The following is a 21436-nucleotide window of genomic DNA, read 5'->3' as shown; positions in this document are numbered from 1 at the left end:
ACAAGTGGTTTGTTTAATTATAATAATAGTCGTTGTAGTTGTTATAAACTGGTGTGGAACTAAATCCTGGTAACTCACCAGCTTCTTTCATGTAAACCCAATAACCCCTACCAGCTTCCATGCACTTTACGTCTGAACCAATCAGACCACTTAAAAGGAGTTCTAAATCACCTACTAAACCTGTGTTAGGTGGAACATAGGTCCAGGCGTATTGGCTAGCTAATGAGGGGCTTACAACCTGACTATACTTGTCCTTGATATTGATCAATACTTTATAGGTTGGCATTATCCCTTCACCGTAATGTACATCTAAAGCAGGTTCATAGTAGTCTTCGTGCGTCGGGATAGCCGGGCTAACTAAATTCCAACCAGTAATTAGTTGACGTGTTGGTGGAGGATTAATGGCTTTTGAAGCATAGAAATGGGCAGCAGACCAGCCCTTCATCTTAACAAAGATTGCTTCCTGAGGCTCAAAGAAAAACTCGGGATCTGCAGCATCAGCAGCTGTTCCCTGTTTGACACGCCAGATGCCATTAGCGTCTGGGTAAATTTGTTGCCATCTACTCTGAGCTTCATTGTACTTAAAGGCACTGGTAATATATGAAATATCTTCAACCACTTTATCCATGGTGTTGCAACCACCCTCTAAGGCAATAGGTGTGGAAAGGGTGTTCCAGCCACGCTCTAGTTCAGTACAGAAATATGCAAATTCTGCTACTTCAACAGTCACATCACCGGTTGCATTGTATTGCCCAGCGGCATCTACCGCATTAATAGTGAAATTTCCTTGAGTTTCAGGACCCTCCAGGTACACTTGAACACCGTGGTTCCATGCAGGGATGGTGATACTATCTATAGAATTGGCAGCATCTTCCCACTCATAGAATTTACCACCCGATAAGTTGACATTAATTTCGTGATCGACCATAGCTGGGTGTCCTTCGGCATCCGTAAGCACCACTATAACGGGTTTACGCTCTTCGGGTTCAATATAGTTTTCTTCATAGGGGAATATTATTTGTAGCTTTTGGGGACTAAGTACATTAACATCAAAGGTTGCCTCACCGAAGTTAGGAGCTATAGCCTTAATTGTAGCTGGACCACTGCCGCTGGCAACAAAATAAAGATAAACTTTGCTGTCGGTCTCATTAATTGTTACCTGTGAAATTGGGTCAACATAGTGATCAATATTACTATAGAAATTACCGTAAACTGCCCCAGAAGCAGATTCTACCTTTAAATCCAAGGTTAAAGAAGAATCAAGTTCTTTTTGGTTACCGTACTCATCGAGTACTGTAATCTCCATAGGGAAAATCATTTCCGAAAGTAAATTGTGCTGAACATTACCCGGTGAATAAATCTGCCAATCTCTATTTCTATTAGCAATGTATAGGCGGGGATTATTTTCACCCCAATCATTTGTGGTATAAGATTGGTTATCAAAGACCTTTAGATCCAGAGACTGTGCTGAAGCAGGAGCTACGTATACGTATAAAGGAGTATAGTAGTTAGGAGAAATTTCTGTACTAATGGTAGTAGAATACCAACAATAGACGTTAGGATCATATGTTTTACCAGTATCACAATAGTACAGGTCTACTGAATCACTACCTGCCTTTATTACCACTTCTTCAATGGGGTCTTCTCCCATAGCATTATCAATAACCTCATAGAAGTTACCAGTGTTATTGAACACACTCAGTTTAACAACCAAATCGGTTTGCTGTTTAACTGGTTTACCATATTGATCAAAGGCTGTTAAAGTTATTTTTTCCGCCTTACCTGCTGTTGTTTTAAGACTTTGTATTGGTGTACCGTTGTCTGAAAACAAAACATCTACTGCATCTGCCGCTAGGGCTGTTATTGTTGTCTCAGCAGTGCCGTATCCCCAGTTATAGGGCGCTTCATTGTCATTGAATGCTGCATTAATTTTATGTGTTGCTATTTCTGTAGGCTTGTAAAATAATTCTATACTTGATTTACCTTGGGGAATGGACAGGCCCCAATAACCAATCTCATCGCCATCTACAGCACGTTCAAAAAACTCTCCTGATTTATCCGTAACCACATCAATTTTTATGTCACGGGGTGTTACAAATGGATTATCTTTACCGTCTATAAGAGTAACCGTTAATTTAGCGCGAAGGTTATATTCAATCTCATTTGGAAAAGGAGTAATAGTTAAATTTGGCGCATTAGTATATAAGTATAATTGTTCATTGTATGGGTCTATACTACCATCGGCATGATTAATACTAATACTATTTGCAAACAATTGACCCCCTACGTATTCAGGGTTTGTAAATCCTTTGATAGTAAAACTTATGGTTCCGGCATCAACATCCTGATTAATCGGAAGTATCAGTGTATTGTTATCAACGGACCCTTCTATGGAATATACTTGTTGATTTACAGTCATTTCCAAAGAACCTAGATCTATCTCGTTTAAATCAAAAAGTGAATCATTTATTTGTATCTGCAAGCTGTCACCAGTACTTAGACCGTTATCTGTTGCCATTTCCAAAATATAGTCAGACTGGACACAAACAGTTGGGTTGTCTGCATCCACTCCAGCACCGATAATACCAGCCTGGGCAGGTATTGCCAATGCCAATGTTAACAGCAGTGTCAAAACCAGCCAGAGGGCTGGTTTGCCACCTCGTTTGAGTACCCCACTCATCTCTCTTCCCCCTTTAAAATAAAACCGTTATCCCAAATTATTTAAACAATTAACTTATTAGCTTACCACCCCCAATACGGATTCGACTCATTATGAAAGATCGATCGTTAAATTAATCTCCCTTTCAGTCCCACTGTTAAAGGTACATGTTTCTAGTGCTTGCTCAAAGCTATAACCTGGTAGCTTAACCCAGAATTCAATTAATGTTCCTTCAGCAATACCCTGTACATCGAGTTTGGCTGTGTTGCCATAAAGGTTATCAGTTTCTGTAATAACACTTGAAACAACTTGTCCTCCGACCCTAGCTTCGACCACTGTCCCCGGTCCTGCGACACCAGGACCACCAATAACATTGATAGTTCCGTAATATACCGCAGGCAGTGCAGGAATCGAACCTTGGAAATTGAAGGTTACTTTGTTACTGATTAAATTGATTATCGGCTTAATCCAGACATCAAGTCCTGCGCTCTGTTTTACATCGGGCATGTAGAAAATTACCTCATTATCGGTCCAGGTTTTTACATTTCCATCATCCACACTATTTCCGGCAATAACCACCTTGCCTTGTTCAATTCCGAAGTTGCTACCCTTAATGGTTACCAGTGTATTGGCTTTACCAGAAGTGGGTGTTATAGAGGTAATGCTAGACTGTTTCCCAGCAACTATTACTTTGACCTCTGCCTTGAGATTGTTAGTGTTGACAATTTCAGTGGGTAAGTCTAAAGTTCCCGTAAACATATAGGTTCCAACCTTATTCCCATCATAGGCAGGTACTCCCTGGTTCCAGGATACACTCAGATTACGTGTAGTGTTGTTACTCAAAGTAACTTCTACTTGGCTAGGTAACCCGATGCTGGCAAATGGTGTCCCAAAGGCCACAACAATGTCGTTAGGTGTTTGCACGTTATTGATTGAATATGTGGTGGTACTACTGCCACCACCACCTCCTCCACCTCCGCCACCACCAGTACTAGGAGTCGTAGGTTCGCCTGGTGTGGTAGGTATAACTGTATCTTTAATACTTTCGGGTACTTCCCCCTGGTTCAGATCCTTATAAGCTTCCACCACTTTGTTTAATGTACTTTGTATTGGGTCTGGTGGCTGAACCGATTGTTCTGGTTGTTGCACAGGTTCCTGTACTTGCTGTGGTGTTGGAGCAGCTGGTGGTGGTGGTGGTGCGGTCTGTTCTTTGATGGCATCAATTGCCTGCGCCCTATCCACAACCCAGCGAGCCAAGTTAATCCATTGTTTAGTTTCTTCCTGAGTCATAGGTTTTGGAGCAGCGGGTGGTGCTGTAGCTCCTGTTACCTCCGTACTATGGCCGGGAGTCAGTTCTACCGATTTACCTGCTGCAGATACTTGTCCTTCCCCTTCTAATAAGTTAGTTCTAGAACGTCCATCCCTAGAAACAAAGTTTTCCCAGAAAGTACCCCGAATGGCACACACTGACCAAGGCATGTCCACTTGAACACGTACTTTTTTGTCCTGGGCCTGCTGATACCAGGGTAAGTTTTGGGTTTTTGATTCTGCCACTTGTGTCGTATTTTTTTGTGCTTTTGCTACTAAACCGGATACAATTTTCTTTAAATCATTATCATTGACACTAGCTATCTTTGGGTAATTAGCTAAACCAGTGGTAATGACTTGATTGCTTTGATCACCCTGAGACTTATATTGGGTAGCCAATGCCCCAAAGATATTTCCCTGCTTAAGGTTTAAAGCCAGCCAATCAACGGCAATACCCTGGGCACCTGTACGTGTAATGTAGGCACGGCCCCTGGCATCTTTAAAATCTAGTTCACTGTTTTCCATCATACGTAAACCAGTGCCGTCAGGAAATATAATTTCTGCCTCACTACTAGCTGCAGTTTTAATTACTTCCCCCGGACCTACTGTAATGGTTCCGGTTACCTGAGTTGCCTGTTCATCTGCTTTATTTACAGTAACGGTTCCTTTCAACACGGATAATTTACCTTTTAGCTCAGTCTTATACAGGTCGGGGTCTCGAGTTAACAAAACTCCTAATACCCTGGCTAAATCGCCCCGGGTCAGCGGTGAATCGGGCAAGAAATGTTTTTTATCAGCAGATAAACCCACCATGCCCGCAGCTAGTCCCACGGCAATAGGACGGGCAGCCCAGTGACTTGGCCCTAAATCCTCCAGTGCAGGAAGTGCTACATGGGGGTCTGGTTGTTTTGACAGACGCAAAAACAGTGTTACACCTTCCGCCCTTGTAAGAAAAGCATTAGGCCGAAAGGTATTATCTGGGTAGCCGCTAAGAAGTCCGGCTGCTGCAGCCGATTCAATACTAGCCGCAGCCCAGTGATTGGTGTTCACATCAGCAAATCTTGCTGTTGGTGTCAGTGCATTTACTTTTCCGACCCGTACTAATAAGGCCGCGGCTTCCGCTCGGGTTAAGCCAGCAGCAGGACGAAAAGTTCCGTCTGGAAAACCTTTAATTAGATCTTGATTAGCTAGGTAGTTAATAAACATTGCATTATTATACCCAGTAGGTACATCTGAAAATAAAGAAACTGACTGAGATTGATTCCCCGGTGTACTTGCATAGGCTGTTAAACTACAAATACAAAGTAAAAAAGCAAGCACTCCAGATAAAACGGATACCTTAGTAGTTTTTTTCACGAACATTCCCTCACTTATGCCTTTTTAAAAAACATGACTTACGCGATTTAACACCTCCCTCTAGTTCAATGGTACTAGTCCTATTCTCTAAGTGCAAAAAGTAAATTGAATATTTTTACATCAAGGCTTTTTTTTCCTTCTTTTTTGCAAGCTATTTTTCGACATTAATTATCATTAATGTCTTTATTTGCTTATATAACTGTTGAATAGCGTCTAAAGTAATCGAAATATATAAATTTATGTCGTCAAGTTTATGCACCAACTCTATTTTTTATAAAAAAACACTCCCATTTTTATTGAGAGTGTTTTTCTAAATTATTTTAAACCAGCCTCTGCCCGTAGGATTTCAGCCTTATCTGTACGCTCCCAGGGGAGATCTAGGTCTGGGCGGCCGAAGTGGCCGTAGGCGGCGGTTTGTTTGTAGATGGGGCGACGCAATTCCAAGGACTTGATGATGCCAGCGGGACGTAGGTCAAAGTTTTTGTTGATTAGGTTGATAATAACCTCATCACTAACAGTACCGGTACCAAAGGTCTGAACCCTTACAGAAACCGGATGGGCTACGCCGATGGCGTAGGCCAGTTGTACTTCGCATCTCTTAGCTAGGCCAGCAGCCACTACGTTTTTAGCCACGTATCGGGCAGCGTAGGCAGCAGAACGGTCTACCTTTGTAGGATCTTTGCCGGAGAAGGCACCACCACCGTGACGGGCCATACCACCATAGGTATCAACGATAATTTTGCGTCCAGTCAAACCGGCATCACCGTGGGGTCCACCAATAACAAAGCGGCCAGTGGGGTTAATCAAGAAACGGGTTTTTTCGTCAACTAATTCAGCCGGCAGTACGGGCAGGGCTACCTTTTCTATCATATCCTGACGAATGGTCTCTAGGTCAACTTCCGGATGGTGTTGAGTGGAAATTACTACTGTGTCAATATGGGCAGGTTTATCGCCCTCGTATTCCACAGTAACTTGGGTTTTACCATCGGGACGCAAATAATCTAGTAAGCCGGACTTACGAGCCTCAGCTAGACGGCGGGCCATTGTATGGGCCAGGGAGATGGGCAGGGGCATTAATTCCGGTGTTTCATCGGTGGCATAACCGAACATCATGCCTTGATCACCAGCACCAATGGCCTCAATTTCAGCCTCAGTCATTTCACCTGTTTTAGCTTCCAAGGCCTTGTCTACACCCATGGCAATATCAGGGGACTGCTCATCAATGGCAGTTAACACTGCACAGGTGTCCCCGTCAAAACCGTATTTAGCACGGGTATAGCCGATTTCCAAAACGGTCTCCCTAACTACCTTAGGGATATCTACATAGCATTGGCAGGAAATTTCCCCTCCCACCAGTACTAGACCAGTAGTAACAAAGGTCTCACAGGCTACACGAGCCATCGGGTCTTTAGCCAAAATAGAGTCTAATATGGCATCAGAAATTTGGTCGGCCACTTTATCTGGATGGCCTTCAGTTACAGATTCAGAAGTAAAAAGTTTTCTACTCAATTGATTACCTCCCTCTATTAACTTTTCCCGCTCCCATCAAAAATAAACAAACCTCTCCTAAATGGAGAGGTTATTTTTTCCCAGCCTTCCCTCAATGACCTCATCTGTCAGGAATAAACTCCTGCAGGACTTGGCACCTTACGTGAGGTTGCCGGGTTTCATCGGGCCAGTCCCTCCACCTCTCTTGATGAGCACAGAACAACAAGCAAAATTGCCAGATTAATTTTAGCAAAGGAGGAACTTTGTGTCAAACAAATTCTCTTATTCTTCGTAATAAGATCGATCCATAGGCTGTAAATCCACCAGCACTGTATCGATACCAAATTTTTTTACTAGATTCCAGGGAATGACCATATCTCGCCCAGACCGAATCAGGCCAAAATAACGCCGGGGTGCCTCAAGCACTATGGCCACTACGCTGCCTGTTTCGGGATCAATATGTAAATCCTTCACCGGACCTAGCTTTGCCCCATCGTTTAGATTAACGATATCTTTGGCCGACAGTTGAGTTGCTTTAATCATATCTTGCACCTCCTAAACCCATGCTATGCTCTGGGAGGTGCATTGGTGCGTTAGGCTAACCCTTGGAAGGGTGTAACTTGCGAAGAAATTTCCCTGCATACTCAGTTATCATTTTGGCTTCTTCCATGCGAAGTAGGAAAACAGCAAGGATAAAGGCTAATAAGGCTGTTGAGATACTTACTCCCACTTGGACTGCAAGTCCCAGTGTACCATAAGCAGCAAAGAAACCAGCTCCAGTGGCATTCACACCCCAGGCAACAGCCGCCATGCTGGTGGTGGCCAAGGCTGTTTGTAAAAGAAAGGTCATGGCACTTGCATTCCACATGCCAGGAATCCTTTTATTGAGAAACCAGGTCAACATAATGGTGTTGATTAAAGATGCAATGGAGTTAGCCAGAGCCAAACCACCGTGCTTTAAAGGGCCAATAAGCAGTAGACTAAAGACCAAGTTCACCACCACGGTTACAGCCATTAATTTAACTGGTGTTCTTGTATCCTGTTGGGCGTAAAAGGCCCTAGTCAAAATAATATTGGCTGCCTGCCCAACTAAGCCTATGGCATAGAAAAATAGGGCAATAGCTGTCATTTCTGTGGCCCGGGCACCAAATTGGCCATGTTCGAAAAGCAGTTTAATAATAGGCGTGGCTAATACCATCAGGCCCACACCGGCAGGTAAGGCAAAGAGGATTACCATTCTGATAGCCCGCAGCACCGTATCGGCCAGTTCTTCTCTCTTCCCTTGGGCCGCCAAGGTGGTAATGGTTGGATAAAATGCTGTACCAATGGCTAGGACAAAAAAAGTAATGGGCATGAGAATTATTCTATTGGCATAGTTTAAGGCTGAAATACTTCCCTCTGCTAAGCCCGAGGCTAAGACCCGGTCAATAATCAGGTATATCTGATTGAGGGAGGTCCCGATGGCTACCGGCATAACCAAGTAAAGAACCTTCTTGACACCGGGATGATGACGGTCCAGGGTAAAATGAAACTTAAAACCTACCTTTTTCAGCTTTGGCACCTGCATCAGAGCCGCCAGCACAAAACCTACAACAGTACCAGCTGCCAGCCCGTCGACACCATAAATACCACCCAGGGTTAGGGCTGAGATAATGATGGTCAAATTAGTAACACTTACGCTAAGGGCTGGAATACCAAAAACCTGATTGGCATTGAGTAACCCTTGGAAGACGGTGGATAGACCGTAAAATACGAGAATTGGTAACATTATCACCGTTAAACGGCTGGCTAAACTGGCAGTTTCAGTACTTAAACCCGGGGCAGTTAACTTAACCAACAGAGGCGCAGCAAAAATACCCGCGATGGTGACTAAGGTGAAAATGATAATAACCATGGTAATCACAGTATTAAAGAGACGCCAAGCCTCTTCCCTTTGACCTTTGGCTGCATACTCACTGAACACTGGCACTACCACAGTTGCCAGCGCACCAATAACAATGGCAAAAACAGCATTGGGGATATTGTAAGCCACTACGTAGGCATCAGTAACGTTGGTGGCACCAAACATGTAGGCAATTACCTGCTCCCGAACAAAGCCCAAAATACGTGAGAGCAGATTAATAATAGCCACCACCAAGGTGGCCCGGACAATCATCTTTCCAGTGGACAATTTTTTAACCTCCTGCATTCGTTAATACAACAAGGTTAGTATATTCTACCTACCCTCCCCATATCCTGCACCCTTCGACAAGGTGAAGAAAAAAAGAAAGGCTTCCATATGAAAATGAAGCCTTTCTTCGTATAGCTTTTAGCTTTAAACTAATGGCTCATGGCTATGGCTTACTTATTATTCGCCCCATAGTCTAGCAACCTCACCATCACAGTAGCTGCTTCGGCCCTGGTGGTAAGAGCCTTGGGGGCAAATTTGCCTCCATCCTGGCCTCGCATGATACCCTCTTGGACAATGATGGAAACAGAATTCCTGGCCCAGGAAGCGATGGTACTTCCATCTATAAACTGCTCCAAGGAGGTCCCACCACTTGGTAAAGGTTTCTGGTTGTTAAAGCGAAGGGCCCTGACCAGTATGGTTGCCATTTGTTCCCGGGTAATGGGGTCATTGGGTCCAAATATTTCGGCACTGTAGCCTGCTACCAATCCCATCTTTACGGCAGTACCAACGGCATCGGCACACCAGTAGTTGGGCGGAACATCTTTAAATTTTACTCCTCCGGCACTCTCCGTTAAGCCCAGGGCACGAACCAACATGACGGTAAATTGACCCCTGGTTACAGTTTCGTTGGGCCCAAAGGTTTCAGGGGTTAAACCCCGTACCACATGACGGGCAGCCATAATTTCAATATTATTCTTAGCCCAGTGCTTTGCAATATCAGTGAACAGCCGGCTAGCTTCCAGTATGGCAAAGGATCCTGATCGATTGGTATTGAAAACTGATTGTCCGGTATCCGGATTATAGTCGCTGCTAATGAATTCCCAATAACGCAGCATTTCATTAAAACGGTAAGACCCGATTTTCTGGATATCTAAACCGGCAGTGGCACCAATGGGTGAAGTAATCGTAAATTTCACTGGGTTTAAGAAATTGCTGAGGGTTAATTGGCTGCCATCGGGCCAGACAATGGCTGAATTTACCTCCACCAGTTTTCCCACCACCCTTAGATACATATGGGAATCCTGGGCAGCTAAGGACTGTTCTGCCGTAGATCGCCAAGCTACCTTGACCTGCAGCTGCGCGCCCTTTTGATCCATTGCCAGCCTTTTAAATTCTGTAAAAGGTACTTCCACCAGCAGGCCAGGGAATTTCATTTGTACAGGCCGACCATTCTCAACAAGTTCTGCCGCTACCCCAGCCCCAAAGGCTAGGGTAACAGGCTTCCCCTCTTTATTATCATTATCAACGGGGGCAGTCAGGGTCACTTTACCAGTATTTTGTGATGCTGCTATGGCTGACCTGACCTCCTGATCCGATAGAGGTGTGTTTAAATAGGGTGAATCCTTGGGTAACTCTTTAATCTCGATTCGCCATATTTCCCCATCAACCGGGTTAACAGTAAGCTGTACCTCTGCCTCAAGAGGTAATTCTGTCCATTGAATTTCATGTTCCCCCACATAGATTTTAGCTTCAACAGCAAGGTTCCAGCGGGTCCCATCATATAAAACCAGTTGCTTATTACCATCTTTGGACTGGATTTTACTGTCTAAGGTGGTATAGATCGCATCAATATGGTTAACTTGACCTAATTCATTATAGGTTAGGTAACATGTGGCCCCCGGGGGGATATCCTCCACTTGGGCAATTTTCTGGTTATCTCCACCCACCAGTCGTATGGTAGTTTGAGAGTTTACCGTTATGGTTTTGCCATCAGTAAAGGTTAGTTGCCTATCCTTTATTTCTTTAATGGTTCCCTGGGAGGGCTGGGTACCGTAAACTAATGCAAAGGGTTGTGGTCCTTGGGAAACATTGTAGGCAGTGACTTCCAGCGTATAGGTTGCACCCTTTTGGGTTTCTTCTATAATAATCTCTTCTGTATTATTTAATCGATCCCCATTTAGATAACCATTACCCCAATAAATTTCCTTGCCATCTGGCCCAATGATTTTTAAATCAAGGTCATTAACTAGATCCTTACCTAGGCCAGGGGTTTTAGGATAATCGGTATAGGCTAATACCGCTTTAAAGGGTTTGCCGTTGCCGCTAAAATTATAGGTCATTTTTTCTCCGGTGCTTAGCCCTTTATTATCTAGGTGCTGGAGATTGCTCTTTTCCAGCGATATCAAAGACCTCTCGATATCCACTCTGCCAAAGCCTTGATTGTTGGCTGAAACTCCCTGGAGCCAACGGGTACCAAAGATGAGTAGTGCCTTGATCCTGGCGGCACTGGGTGTTTCACCCTGCTCTACTAGGTATTGCCTTAATAGGGCTAGGGAACCAGCCGTTAGGGCAGTGGACATACTTGTCCCACTCATATAGCCATAGTTTTGGTTATAGATGCCAATATAGTTATCCTCTTGACCGATTTGGCTTTTTTTGGTGGATAAGATCCAGGTTCCTGGTGCCAAAACTTCCGGTTTTATGCGCCCATCCAGGGTACCCCGGCTGCTAAAACCAGCTACCTGATCGGGGTTGTCTGAAGTTGTATCCACATTACGAATCCCTTCGGTGGATCCCACGGTAATGGCATTTTTGGCAGCCCCGGGTGAGCTTACATAGGGTTTACTGGTCTTATTGCCGTTTCCCGCAGATTTGAGAACCACCATATCCGGATGCTCCCAAACAAACTTGTCTAAACTGTAAGTGTCCCAATCATAAATACCGTCGCTGAAACTGGCTCCCCAACTATTGACATGAATCCTTGGTTGTCCCGGTGCCTGATAGGCGTCTTGTAAAATTTCATAGACTGAAGGAATATGCAGTGTTTGATCCTTTTCATTATAGGTAGCCTGAAAATATACCCCCGCTTCAGGGGCTATCCCCTTAATGGCTCCCTCGGACTTGGCTCCGGACCCGACGATACTTCCAACAATATGGGTACCATGACCATTTGGATCTCGCCAACCGTCACCACTGAAGTCCTTGACTCCTACCAGACGTTCTTTAATATCTGGGTGTAGAGTCTCCTTATTTCCTGTATCCAGCCCGGAATCTGCCACAGCAATAACCTGTCCTTTACCGGTAAGTCCGGAGCCATTCTTGCTCTGCAGTGCCCATAGGGCTGGCACGCCCATGATCCCTGCAGCCATGTTATTTTCTAGATGATAGGTGCCCACTGCTTCAGCCCAGACCGGCCAGGGTAGCATCAGTAGTATAATTAGAAAAATGATACACCGAATCAGAGTGGTATGTTTGCTGTGATGTTGAATAAAAGACAAAATATCACCTCATAAAGAAGACGCAAAAAAGGTACCATCGAATAACTTTCGACAGTACCCTAACAAATTCCTTTATTTTTTTGTTATATACCTAAAAGTAAATTATTAAGTATTTTAACATTAGTTACAGCAAGCTAACTCAATTTCAACAAAGTTATAACCTCTTGTTGTAGTTTTTCCTTTTGCTCAAGGCTATTTGCCTCTGCATAGATCCGAAATAGGGGTTCTGTACCGGAGGGACGTATTAATACCCATGCTCCATCGGCAACCACCAATTTTACTCCATCTAATAATATACGTCCAACAACCTTCTGTCCACCTAATTCACCAGGGGAAAATTCCTTTAACTGGGCTAATATTTCGGCCTTTAGTTCTGGCGTAGTATGGATATCCAACCTTTCACTGTACAACCTGCCGAATTCGTCATGAATTTGTTCCAGCAGCTCCGTAAGGCCTTTGCCATGGTAGGCCACCATTTCTGCTGCCAGTAAGCCTGCCAGGATACCATCTTTCTCAGGTATGTGGCCCTTGATAGATAAGCCTCCACTTTCCTCCCCACCAAGGATGCATTGCTTTTCCAACAGATTTTGCCCAATGTACTTAAAGCCCACTGGTGATTCATAGACCTGTTGGCTATACTTAGCTGCCATACGATCCAGCAAATGGGTGGTAGCAACTGTTCTGGCCACTGGTCCTCGCCAACCCTTGACTACTAAAAGGTGATAATACAATAACGGTAAGAATTGGTTGGGGGTGATATATTCCCCATTTGCATCGATGATGCCAAAACGATCGGCATCCCCATCCAAAGCCAATCCTAGGTGAGCTTTACCTGTGCTAACCCGCCGTTTTAATTCCTCCAGGGATTTCCCCGTTGGTTCAGGTAGGGTTCCACCAAACAAGGGATCCCGTTGATTATGGAATACCTCTAACTCAGCCCCAGCTTTACCTAAAATATGTTCCAGATAGCCAATACCAGCACCGTACATGGGGTCAATAACAATCCTTAGATTAGCCTTTTCAATAGCTTCTAGGTCAATGATATTGGAGACATGTTCTACGTATTTATCAAAGGGTTTATCCAAGGTACAACCGTAAGGGGCTTTCTTTTCTTCCTCCACCAGGTTGCCATAACGCCCTTCCGGAGTAATCAAATTATAGCCATCACAGGGTTCTCCTGCCTGCAGCTTGGCTATGTTTTCTTCTATTTTTTTGGTTATATGGGGTAAAGCTGGCCCAGCGGTCTGCGGGATAAATTTAAAACCATTGTAGGGTGGTGGGTTGTGACTTGCAGTAAGCATTACGGCACCAGCAGCCTGATGGAGTTTTATGGCATAGGCAGTGACAGGAGTGGGGGTAGCCCCACAGCACATATACACTGGAATACCCTGCAGATTGAACTCTTGGGCCACGGTGTCAGCAAATTCCTCGGCCAAGAATCGATTGTCCCGACCAATGACAATGCCCTTCTCGCCAATACCCTCTTCATTTATATAAGCGGCCACAGCCTGGGCCACCAGTTTGACGTTATCAAAGGTAAAGTCCTTAGCGATAATTCCTCGCCAGCCATCTGTTCCAAAGGAAATTTTGTGACTCAAGGTATCCCCTCCCGGTAACTAATTCACACAGATTTTATTTTATGTTCCTTCCAACCTAATTATGCACATTATACCAGAGTTGACAAGGTTTATAATGTAATATTTTGGGAAAAACTAATAAAAGATGGCCATGAGCTTTAGGCCGTGGGCCTTGAGCCCTTTGTGATGTTTTGCTTAGGGGGCTTTAGACCATGAACCATCGCCAAAGAAATATCTTATGTAAGGAGTATGATACCACATGGCAAAGGCTGTTGATATAAAGGCATTGGATGCCCGCAAAAAAGCGTTGGATCGTTACTTAAGCGATTGTAAAAATAAAAAGGCTGCAAAGGGTAAATAAAACAAAGGAGTGTCGCAGAACTACATGTTAGTAGTCAATCGACACTTCTTTTTACATTTGCCTACCTAGGTGTAGGGAACGATTAGTCGTTGTATAGCACTATAACTCTGCCATCAGTTTTTAGCTTTAAGATAGATCTAGGAAATTCCGTGGTCTGAGTCCTAGGCTTTGGGCTTTTTATATTTTCTTGCTTAAGGGTCTTTAGCCCACAGCACAGTGCCCATGGCTCAGGGCAATAAAAAACAGCGGTCCTACATTTTAGAGGACCGCTGTGGTGATGCTGTGGTGATATTTTCTGGTGTTTTACCAATTACGCCGATCTTGTTAGCTGCCACAATAATGACTACGGCCAATATAAAGAGTAACAGTACTGCCTGGCTGGTGGTCATTACTGTCAGTAAAAAGGCACTGATACCCAACAGTAGGTTAACGGCATAGATAGCCAAAACAGTTTGTTTATGAGAAAGCCCCAAGGCCATCATGCGGTGGTGCAAATGCTCCTTATCCGGTTCAAAAATCGGACGATGGCTTTGATAACGGCGGAGTATCGCAAATAATACATCCAGCAGAGGAATACCCATAATAACCATAGGTACAATGACGGAGATGGCAGTGGCTGCCTTGGCCGGACCTAGCACTGCCAGGGTACTTAGGGCATATCCAAGGAACATCGATCCGGTATCTCCAAGGAAGATTTTAGCTGGATAAAAATTGTACCGCAAAAAACCTAGAATGGAGGCCGCCAAAATTAATGCCAGGGCTACTACTTCCATCCCTGTGCCGCCCAACAGGTTTGCTTGCTGCCAAGTTACAGCGGCCAGTGTGAGGGCCGCGATAAAGGAGGTGCCACCAGCTAAACCATCTAAACCATCGATTAAGTTAACAGCATTGGTAACTGAGATAATCCAAAAGATGGTTACCGGTATACCCCACATTCCCAAAAGCATCATTTGACCGTTAAGTGGGTTGGTAATAAACTCCACCTGCACGCCGAAGGGAATCACAGCGGCGGCGGCGGCAATTTGTCCAACCAATTTTACTTTGGCTGGTAAACCTTTGGTGTCGTCCAGAATACCTAACAAGACAATTATAAAACCGCCAACTAGTAAACCAATTAAGCGGTTATCTAACTGCTGAGTTAATAATACTGTTAAGGCAAAGGCTACATACACAGCTAAGCCACCCATACGGGGCATAATCTTAGCGTGTACCTTTCTATGATCAGGCTTGTCAATGGCACCAATTTTAAAAGCAGCTTTCCTAACCCCTGGAGTAATTACAAGAGCAATCCCCAGGGCAAGTAGAAAAGCCATGGGTAATGAATTTAGCAAAATATATCCCTCCAAGTTAACCTACATATCTTTTTAAATAAATCCTAATAATTCTAACCCAGAAGGTACAAGCTGTACAGGAACAAATTTTACTTTCTTTTCTAAAAAATCACAAGAATCCCTTAAGTTCGAGTAACAGAGCCATTAATCTGAATATAGATGCAAATTTCACGTTTATGCTTTTATTTCTTTATTTTTGGTTCATAGCAAACATTAACTCAGCCTCAACGGCCAATTCTTCACCCACATAGGCCTTAGCCATACTTTTACCAATGGTACCCCGTAGCTTTAATACTTCCACTTCAATCTTTAGTGTGTCCCCTGGAAACACCTGGCGACGGAAACGTGCCTTGTCAATTCCTGCAAAAAGAGCAATACGTCCAGCATAGGCAGGCATACTAAGAATGGCAACAGCACCAACCTGGGCCATGGCCTCTATAATTAGTACCCCCGGCATCACAGGGTAACCAGGGAAATGTCCTTGGAAAAACCCTTCATTGGCAGTGACATTCTTAATACCGACGATTCTTTTACCCTCCTCCATTTCTAGGATACGATCTACTAACAGAAAAGGGTAACGATGTGGTAAAATTTGTTGAATAGCATTTATATCAAGCATGGTAAACCTCCAATTTTTATGTATATACGTTATGTTTCGGCATTATTATAGTGGTTCCTGCCGGAAAAAACAAATTCTTTGTTAGCCTTTGACTCAAGGGGACGGGGTGACTCGCGGGGACGGTTCTCCTGAGTCTCCAATGGAGACTCAGGAGAACCGTCCCCGCGAGTCAAAAAGAACCGTTCCCACGAGCAGTCACTGGGTTAATTGCAAATGATTAATGATTAATGGCTAAAAGGGAGAGATTTAGCAGTGAGAAAGGGTTTTGTAGTATTATTGGTCATTTTGTTGGGTGTTTTGGGGTATGCAGTGTATTCCTATAGTCAGCCTTTGCAGCAAGATATTGTTATTTTTGGGGGTGGGTTTGATGGCTGTGCGGCGGCCCGTAGTGCTGCTGCTGCGGCACCGGATAGAAAAATCTTGCTGGTGGTTAATGAGCCTGTGCAGGAGTTAGGGAGTATTGGTACCGCAGGGGGGCAGAATTTTACCGATATTCGCCTATGGAAGGGTCAGTTGGTCACTCAGGGTTCCTTTGGTCGTTGGTATAGTAAAGCCGGGCAGTTTTATAATACTGCTGCCATGGCCAAGATTATCCAGGAGGATCTAGCTCGGTTTCCGAATATAACAATCCTATATAGCTATGATCTGTCGGACTTAAAACTAAAAGATGATCTGATAAAGGAAATCACTCTGAAGAATATTTATAGAAATGATCAAGGTGTTGTGGTGTGGGGTGATCAGGAGAAAAGAATTGCCGGGGAGGTTTTTATTGATGCCTCGGTGGATGGTCGTTTAACAAGGCTCTCCGGTAATCCAATAAGTGTGGGACGTGGCGATTGGCCAGAACAATATCTCCCCCTAGAAGAAAGGGGCGCTGCCACGCTGCAGCAGGCTGCTACTCTGATGTTTCAAGTAAGGGGGGTTAAGACCCCTGCTAAACCTGCAAGAATTCAAGATTGGGAATTTGTTCAGGATAAGCAGGGGAGTTGGGGGCTGGCCGGAGGTAAACAGGCCTTTAGTAATGACCCACAGGTGATCGCCTTTAATGAAAAGTATGGTCCCCAGGGTTTTGCCATTAAACCCATTAATGCTGCCACCAATGGTAAAGGTAGTAATACTTGGTGGGTCAACTGCCTGTTGGTATTTAATGTAGAAGCCCAAGCCCATGCCAGGGATAAGGAAACGAATAATTACCCCAAGAATACACCGATTAAGCACCTCACCACAGACCAAGCTTGGTCCAAGGCTCGGGGTTTCTTAAAAGAACCTGATTTTATTCATGCCCTGCGGCAGTTTAAGGTACAAGACCATGCCACCGGGCAGTGGTACGGCTTCGGTGACGCTGAGATCGTGCTGGGCAAAGATAATCAGCCTGTTGTTGGTCAGGTAATGTATATTCGAGAATCTGTGCATAGCCCCATAGCTGATAATATTGAAGTAGAAACTGAGAATAACAATTTTGCAGTGACCACTGAAGAGGTCCAAGGGGCTGGAGCCCATAGGAACGGCTTGGACCAAGACAATTATCAGCAGCGGATTGGCATAGGGTATTATATGATGGATATTAATGCCTTTATTTCGAAAGACCTTAAGGACTCTGGCGTATATGACTGGCCTGTAACAAAACATCTTCGGCCTGATTGGCATGCAGCCGGAGGGGAACCAGTAAATCCTGTATATCTGCCCTTCGAGACTTTGCTACCTAAAAAAATCAATAACCTACTAATCCCTGGTTATGCCTCTAGTATTTCATCCTTCGCCTGGGCGGAGCTAAGGGTACTGCCAAACTTAGCTGTACTAGGAGACGCAGCCGGGGTTACTGCTGTTAGGTCTCTGGCAGTAGGAAAACATCCAAATGAGTTTAGTCAGGGAGATATTGAATGGGTGCAAAGGAAGTTAACACAGTTTGGAGCAAGGTTAGAAAAATAAAGGGAGTGTCGCAAACTACTTTATAAAGTAGCAAGCGGCAGCTCCATTTTATTTATAATAAACTATCATATTTATTCCTCTAAAATAACCCAGACGCTCAGCGGTACCACAACGGTGCCAGGCACTTGGGTTGCTTCTATCTTGTTATAGGCAACATGATAACCTTTTGAAAAATTGCGACAGCGAGAACCGTCCCCGCTGTCGCATAAACTGGTTATTTCGTGGCTAGTTGAAGTTTGGCTTTATATTCATCATATTTTTCGATCATGTATTTCTTGTAAGCCTCTTTGATTTGTTCATCATTAAGTGTCCTAAGCTTGTTAGTTTCTGCATCCAGAATGCCATCAGTGGACATAAAAATAAAGTTGTTTACATTGGTGCGAAGCTTTTTGCCATAGGCTAAGCTATCTTTATAAATCTTTTCATTTTCATTGGGCATGGCATTAACTTCCGTATGCAACTCATATTCTTTCCTTAATTGTTTGACATCACCCATGCTCTTATCTAATTGCTTCATAAAATCTTCTTTGGTAACTGTGCCCTGTTCCCAACCAGTAAAGGAGTTGCTGATTTCCTCACGCACAGCATCCAAGCGGTCCAGCCATTCCTTTTCCTTGATAGTTAGGTTTTGAACTGGATCACCTTCCATTCTGGCTGCTTCTTCGGGTGTTTTAACATTGACTTTAGAGTTTGATTCTCCACACCCACTAAAAACTAAACTCACTAACATTAACAAACCCAGTATCAACAATACTTTCTTTTTCAAAACTAAAACCCCTCCTTATGTAGTACAATCACAAATTCAACGCTTTTGTTCATTATCCTCTTAGTAATAGTTGGCTTACATCCCTAGACATATCAAAACAGAAAAAAGAAGGAATACCACAGCGGTGTTCCTTCGACATTTTTTACGGGAGTCTGACTCCTATTTCTCCCACACGACCTTCATGGTATCGCCAATTATCTCTGCCGTTCTACTGCGGCCGCTGACCATGGTAGCAGCAATGGCTACATTACCATCTGTCAAGGGCTCTGCAGACCATAAATCTGTAACCGGTGCAGCTTTGTAGAGGCCAGCCCAGGATTTGGCCTGCCGAATCTGGCCCTGGGCATCTACTGTAAGGAGCAGGTCCTGCTTTTTATCTGTCACCAGGGTAGAACCATCGGCCATTCTTAATGCATCAAGAGGTTCAACTAGGACGGGTAGTTTCTGATTTTCTTTACTTACAGCAGGTTTTGTTTCGGCCCGCAGCTGCCAAACCACTTTTTTAGCAGGGGTAACTTCAAGGACCTTGCCATTCTTGTAGGTTCCCCTATCTACAATCATAGTATTCCCATTCTCTAAACGGTGGGCCCGCACCGGTCTGAGCAATGCTCCGGCTTGGTTTGGTTGGGCCGGTTTACCTAAACCATACTGCCAAAGGACCTTCTTCTGGGGTGTCACTTCCCTAACCTCAAAGGGAAGCACAACCAGAGTATTGCCATTGGTCAATCGTTCCGCATAACGGGGAGCCTGGGCCAGGGAAGGCAAGGTATACTCCCAAACTATCTTCCCATCACGGTTCAATTCCACAACTCGAGGTACATAGGGTGCCCCTGGGGCCCCGGAATCGGCCACTAAAATATTGCCATTGGCTAAGCCCCTGGCACTGTTGGCCTGTATCCCATAGTAGGACCATACCACTTTACCCTGCTGGTCCACTTCTGTAATGCCAGGCATCCAGGCACCAACCCGACAGATTAGCAAATTACCGTTGGCCAGTTTGTGCACATCTCTGGCCAGATTGTAGGTAACATCAGCTATGTGATCCATGGCTAAGCTGGGCGGTTGTTCCACCACCACCGTTTGCTCAGCCTGCTGATTTATTAATTGCTGCATTTCTGGTGGAGTGATGCTCTCTGTAGCTGCAAAGGCTGGAATAGTACTTAACAGAAAACAAAATAATCCTATTAACAAACCTGTTAACAAACCTGTCTTTTTAGTCATGGGCAGTCCCTCCTGCCTGGCTATAAATATGTACCGCTGGACCATTACTTGTCACATAGTCTACCTTAGCCCCCAAGGTCTCTCCCACAAAGCGCATTGGCACCATGGTTCTGTCGCCAACAACCTTGGCTGGCACATCTAACTTAAGGGTCTTACCATTGACCACAGCTGTTGACTTACCAAGGGTAAGTTCAATTTGTACATCTCCCTTAGTGGCAGTAACGGTTTTTGTATCAGCATTCCAATTAATATCCGCACCCAGTCGCTCAAAGATCTTCCGCATGGGCACCAGAGTTCTGCCATTTTCTAAAACCGGAGCTACATCCAAATAAAGACGTTGATAATCAATATAAACTGGCATCTGTTGAATGATCATCAGGCCATTGGCCAAGGGACGCTCCTTCTTATCCGAAGGGCTATTGACAATCTTTCCCTTCACCCACATCTCACTGGAGCCACCGCCATCCAGACCAACGGCCTGTACAGCACCCAAATCCACCATTAGATAGGCTAATTCCTCTAAGGTTAGTCCGGCACTACTTTCCTGCCGGCCATCTACCACAACCAGTAGAACTTTACCCTGGGCATTAACACCCAAAGCAGTTCTCGGTGCAGGTTTCAGCAGTGTGCCCCACAAGCCTTCGTTGACAGCCTGCTCCACGGGCAAGCCGCTTTCCACTAGAAGTGGTCCCGCAGCTAGGACATGGGTTAAATTTTTCCAATCCACAGGCATTTCTGTAATAACCTTGACCTTAGTTCCGGCAACAACACTGGAGAATTGACTGCTAGCAACACCCCAACCAGCCAGCACATAGCCACCGGGGGGAGCTTTAACACCACTAGATACAGGGTAGGCTTTATACCCACCCTCAGAGGGTTTTAATACCAGTGCTGTCCCGGCATAGATTTCCTTACCCCAACTGCTGCTATATAAAACCAGTCCATCACTAACAGCGGGTATATTAATACCTTTCACCCCTAACTGACCGAGGCCTGTTACCTCTACTTGCATTTTAGGGGCTAGATAACCTATTTTAATAGCTCCCCCCCGGTCAATGGCAAAGGAAGTCCGCAATATATCCGAAATATACTCTGGTTTACCATCAATAAATAGGTTCCCGGTGGGCACACCAGTGGCCACATCAAAAAATCCGCCGTTCACCGCCGCAATAGCTCCAGTGCGCTGGGCTATCTTACTTAAAACTTCCTTTTGGCCAATGGTTTCGTTCCCCATGACTGGGCGAATCTCTGTATTCTTAACACCGGGATCAACTTCTAGGACATAGCCCTGAATAGGCTTTCCTTCCCAGTTGGTTTTCTCAAAGGACCAATACTTTACACCCGGAGCCAATTGATCTGCCGCCCAAGCGGGCAATGACCAAAGAATACTAAGGCATAATATCAATAAAACAATATTTTTTCTTGCTTTCATG

The 21436-nt window shown here is 44.6% G+C and carries 13 protein-coding genes and 1 riboswitch; of the genes, 1 reads left to right on the top strand and 12 read right to left on the bottom strand.

Translation table 11 applies throughout. The annotated features are described in order from the left end of the window. Positions 1-13: 13 nt before the first annotated feature. The 9 genes from ACYQ03_RS03805 to fabZ form a co-directional block, all read right to left on the bottom strand. Positions 14-2680 (bottom strand): hypothetical protein, encoded by a 2667-nt coding sequence (locus ACYQ03_RS03805; RefSeq protein WP_459907768.1) that lies wholly within the window; start codon positions 2678-2680, stop codon positions 14-16. A gap of 90 nt (positions 2681-2770) precedes the next feature. Next, positions 2771-5323, bottom strand: coding sequence for an S-layer homology domain-containing protein (locus ACYQ03_RS03800; protein WP_459907767.1), 2553 nt, complete (start codon positions 5321-5323; stop codon positions 2771-2773). Positions 5324-5638: 315 nt separating this feature from the next. Beyond that, positions 5639-6832 carry a methionine adenosyltransferase gene (gene metK / locus ACYQ03_RS03795; RefSeq protein ID WP_459907766.1) on the bottom strand — a complete coding sequence of 398 codons (1194 nt, stop codon included), beginning with the start codon at positions 6830-6832 and terminating at the stop codon, positions 5639-5641. A gap of 97 nt (positions 6833-6929) precedes the next feature. Beyond that, positions 6930-7026, bottom strand: a riboswitch (SAM riboswitch). 67 nt (positions 7027-7093) lie between these two features. Then, positions 7094-7354, bottom strand: coding sequence for a YlmC/YmxH family sporulation protein (locus ACYQ03_RS03790; protein WP_459907765.1), 261 nt, complete (start codon positions 7352-7354; stop codon positions 7094-7096). 55 nt (positions 7355-7409) lie between these two features. Then, on the bottom strand, positions 7410-8981 hold the full coding sequence (gene murJ, locus ACYQ03_RS03785; RefSeq protein WP_459907763.1) for a murein biosynthesis integral membrane protein MurJ: 1572 nt from the start codon (positions 8979-8981) through the stop codon (positions 7410-7412). Between the two features lie 170 nt (positions 8982-9151). Beyond that, positions 9152-12199 carry a S8 family serine peptidase gene (locus tag ACYQ03_RS03780; protein WP_459907762.1) on the bottom strand — a complete coding sequence of 1016 codons (3048 nt, stop codon included), beginning with the start codon at positions 12197-12199 and terminating at the stop codon, positions 9152-9154. 134 nt (positions 12200-12333) lie between these two features. Then, a complete protein-coding gene (locus ACYQ03_RS03775; RefSeq protein WP_459907760.1) occupies positions 12334-13797 on the bottom strand; it encodes a phosphoglucomutase/phosphomannomutase family protein in 1464 nt (487 codons plus the stop codon). Between the two features lie 591 nt (positions 13798-14388). Next, positions 14389-15450 (bottom strand): glycosyltransferase family 4 protein, encoded by a 1062-nt coding sequence (locus ACYQ03_RS03770; RefSeq protein WP_459908733.1) that lies wholly within the window; start codon positions 15448-15450, stop codon positions 14389-14391. Between the two features lie 208 nt (positions 15451-15658). Further along, the gene (gene fabZ, locus ACYQ03_RS03765; RefSeq protein WP_459907759.1) at positions 15659-16087 is read right to left on the bottom strand and encodes a 3-hydroxyacyl-ACP dehydratase FabZ; all 429 of its coding nucleotides are present in this window, start codon (positions 16085-16087) and stop codon (positions 15659-15661) included. Positions 16088-16339: 252 nt separating this feature from the next. Here fabZ and ACYQ03_RS03760 point away from each other — a divergent pair, with 252 nt between their 5' ends. Next, a complete protein-coding gene (locus tag ACYQ03_RS03760) occupies positions 16340-18016 on the top strand; it encodes an FAD-dependent oxidoreductase (protein ID WP_459907758.1) in 1677 nt (558 codons plus the stop codon). Positions 18017-18230: 214 nt separating this feature from the next. Here ACYQ03_RS03760 and ACYQ03_RS03755 read toward each other — a convergent pair whose 3' ends face one another. The 3 genes from ACYQ03_RS03755 to ACYQ03_RS03745 form a co-directional block, all read right to left on the bottom strand. Beyond that, positions 18231-18782, bottom strand: a complete 552-nt coding sequence (locus ACYQ03_RS03755) for a hypothetical protein (protein ID WP_459907756.1) — start codon at positions 18780-18782, stop codon at positions 18231-18233. A gap of 159 nt (positions 18783-18941) precedes the next feature. After that, a complete protein-coding gene (locus ACYQ03_RS03750; RefSeq protein ID WP_459907755.1) occupies positions 18942-20003 on the bottom strand; it encodes a hypothetical protein in 1062 nt (353 codons plus the stop codon). Then, complete coding sequence (locus tag ACYQ03_RS03745) at positions 19996-21435, bottom strand: phosphodiester glycosidase family protein (protein WP_459907753.1); 1440 nt, start codon at positions 21433-21435, stop codon at positions 19996-19998. Before ACYQ03_RS03745 ends, ACYQ03_RS03750 begins: the two co-directional genes overlap by 8 nt. Position 21436 lies beyond the last annotated feature (1 nt).

It is taken from the genome of Desulfotomaculum defluvii, assembly GCF_054657375.1.
Note: the sequence above shows the minus strand (reverse complement) of the source record. Positions and strands in the feature narration are given on the sequence as shown.

Excerpts from the sequence above, each read along its gene's own strand:
- ACYQ03_RS03805 (WP_459907768.1), bottom strand. The coding sequence starts at position 2,680 with ATGAGTGGGGTACTCAAACGAGGTGGCAAACCAGCCCTCTGGCTGGTT.
- ACYQ03_RS03790 (WP_459907765.1), bottom strand. The coding sequence starts at position 7,354 with ATGATTAAAGCAACTCAACTGTCGGCCAAAGATATCGTTAATCTAAAC.
- ACYQ03_RS03770 (WP_459908733.1), bottom strand. The coding sequence starts at position 15,450 with ATGGCTTTTCTACTTGCCCTGGGGATTGCTCTTGTAATTACTCCAGGG.
- fabZ (WP_459907759.1), bottom strand. The coding sequence starts at position 16,087 with ATGCTTGATATAAATGCTATTCAACAAATTTTACCACATCGTTACCCT.
- ACYQ03_RS03750 (WP_459907755.1), bottom strand. The coding sequence starts at position 20,003 with ATGACTAAAAAGACAGGTTTGTTAACAGGTTTGTTAATAGGATTATTT.
- ACYQ03_RS03745 (WP_459907753.1), bottom strand. The coding sequence starts at position 21,435 with ATGAAAGCAAGAAAAAATATTGTTTTATTGATATTATGCCTTAGTATT.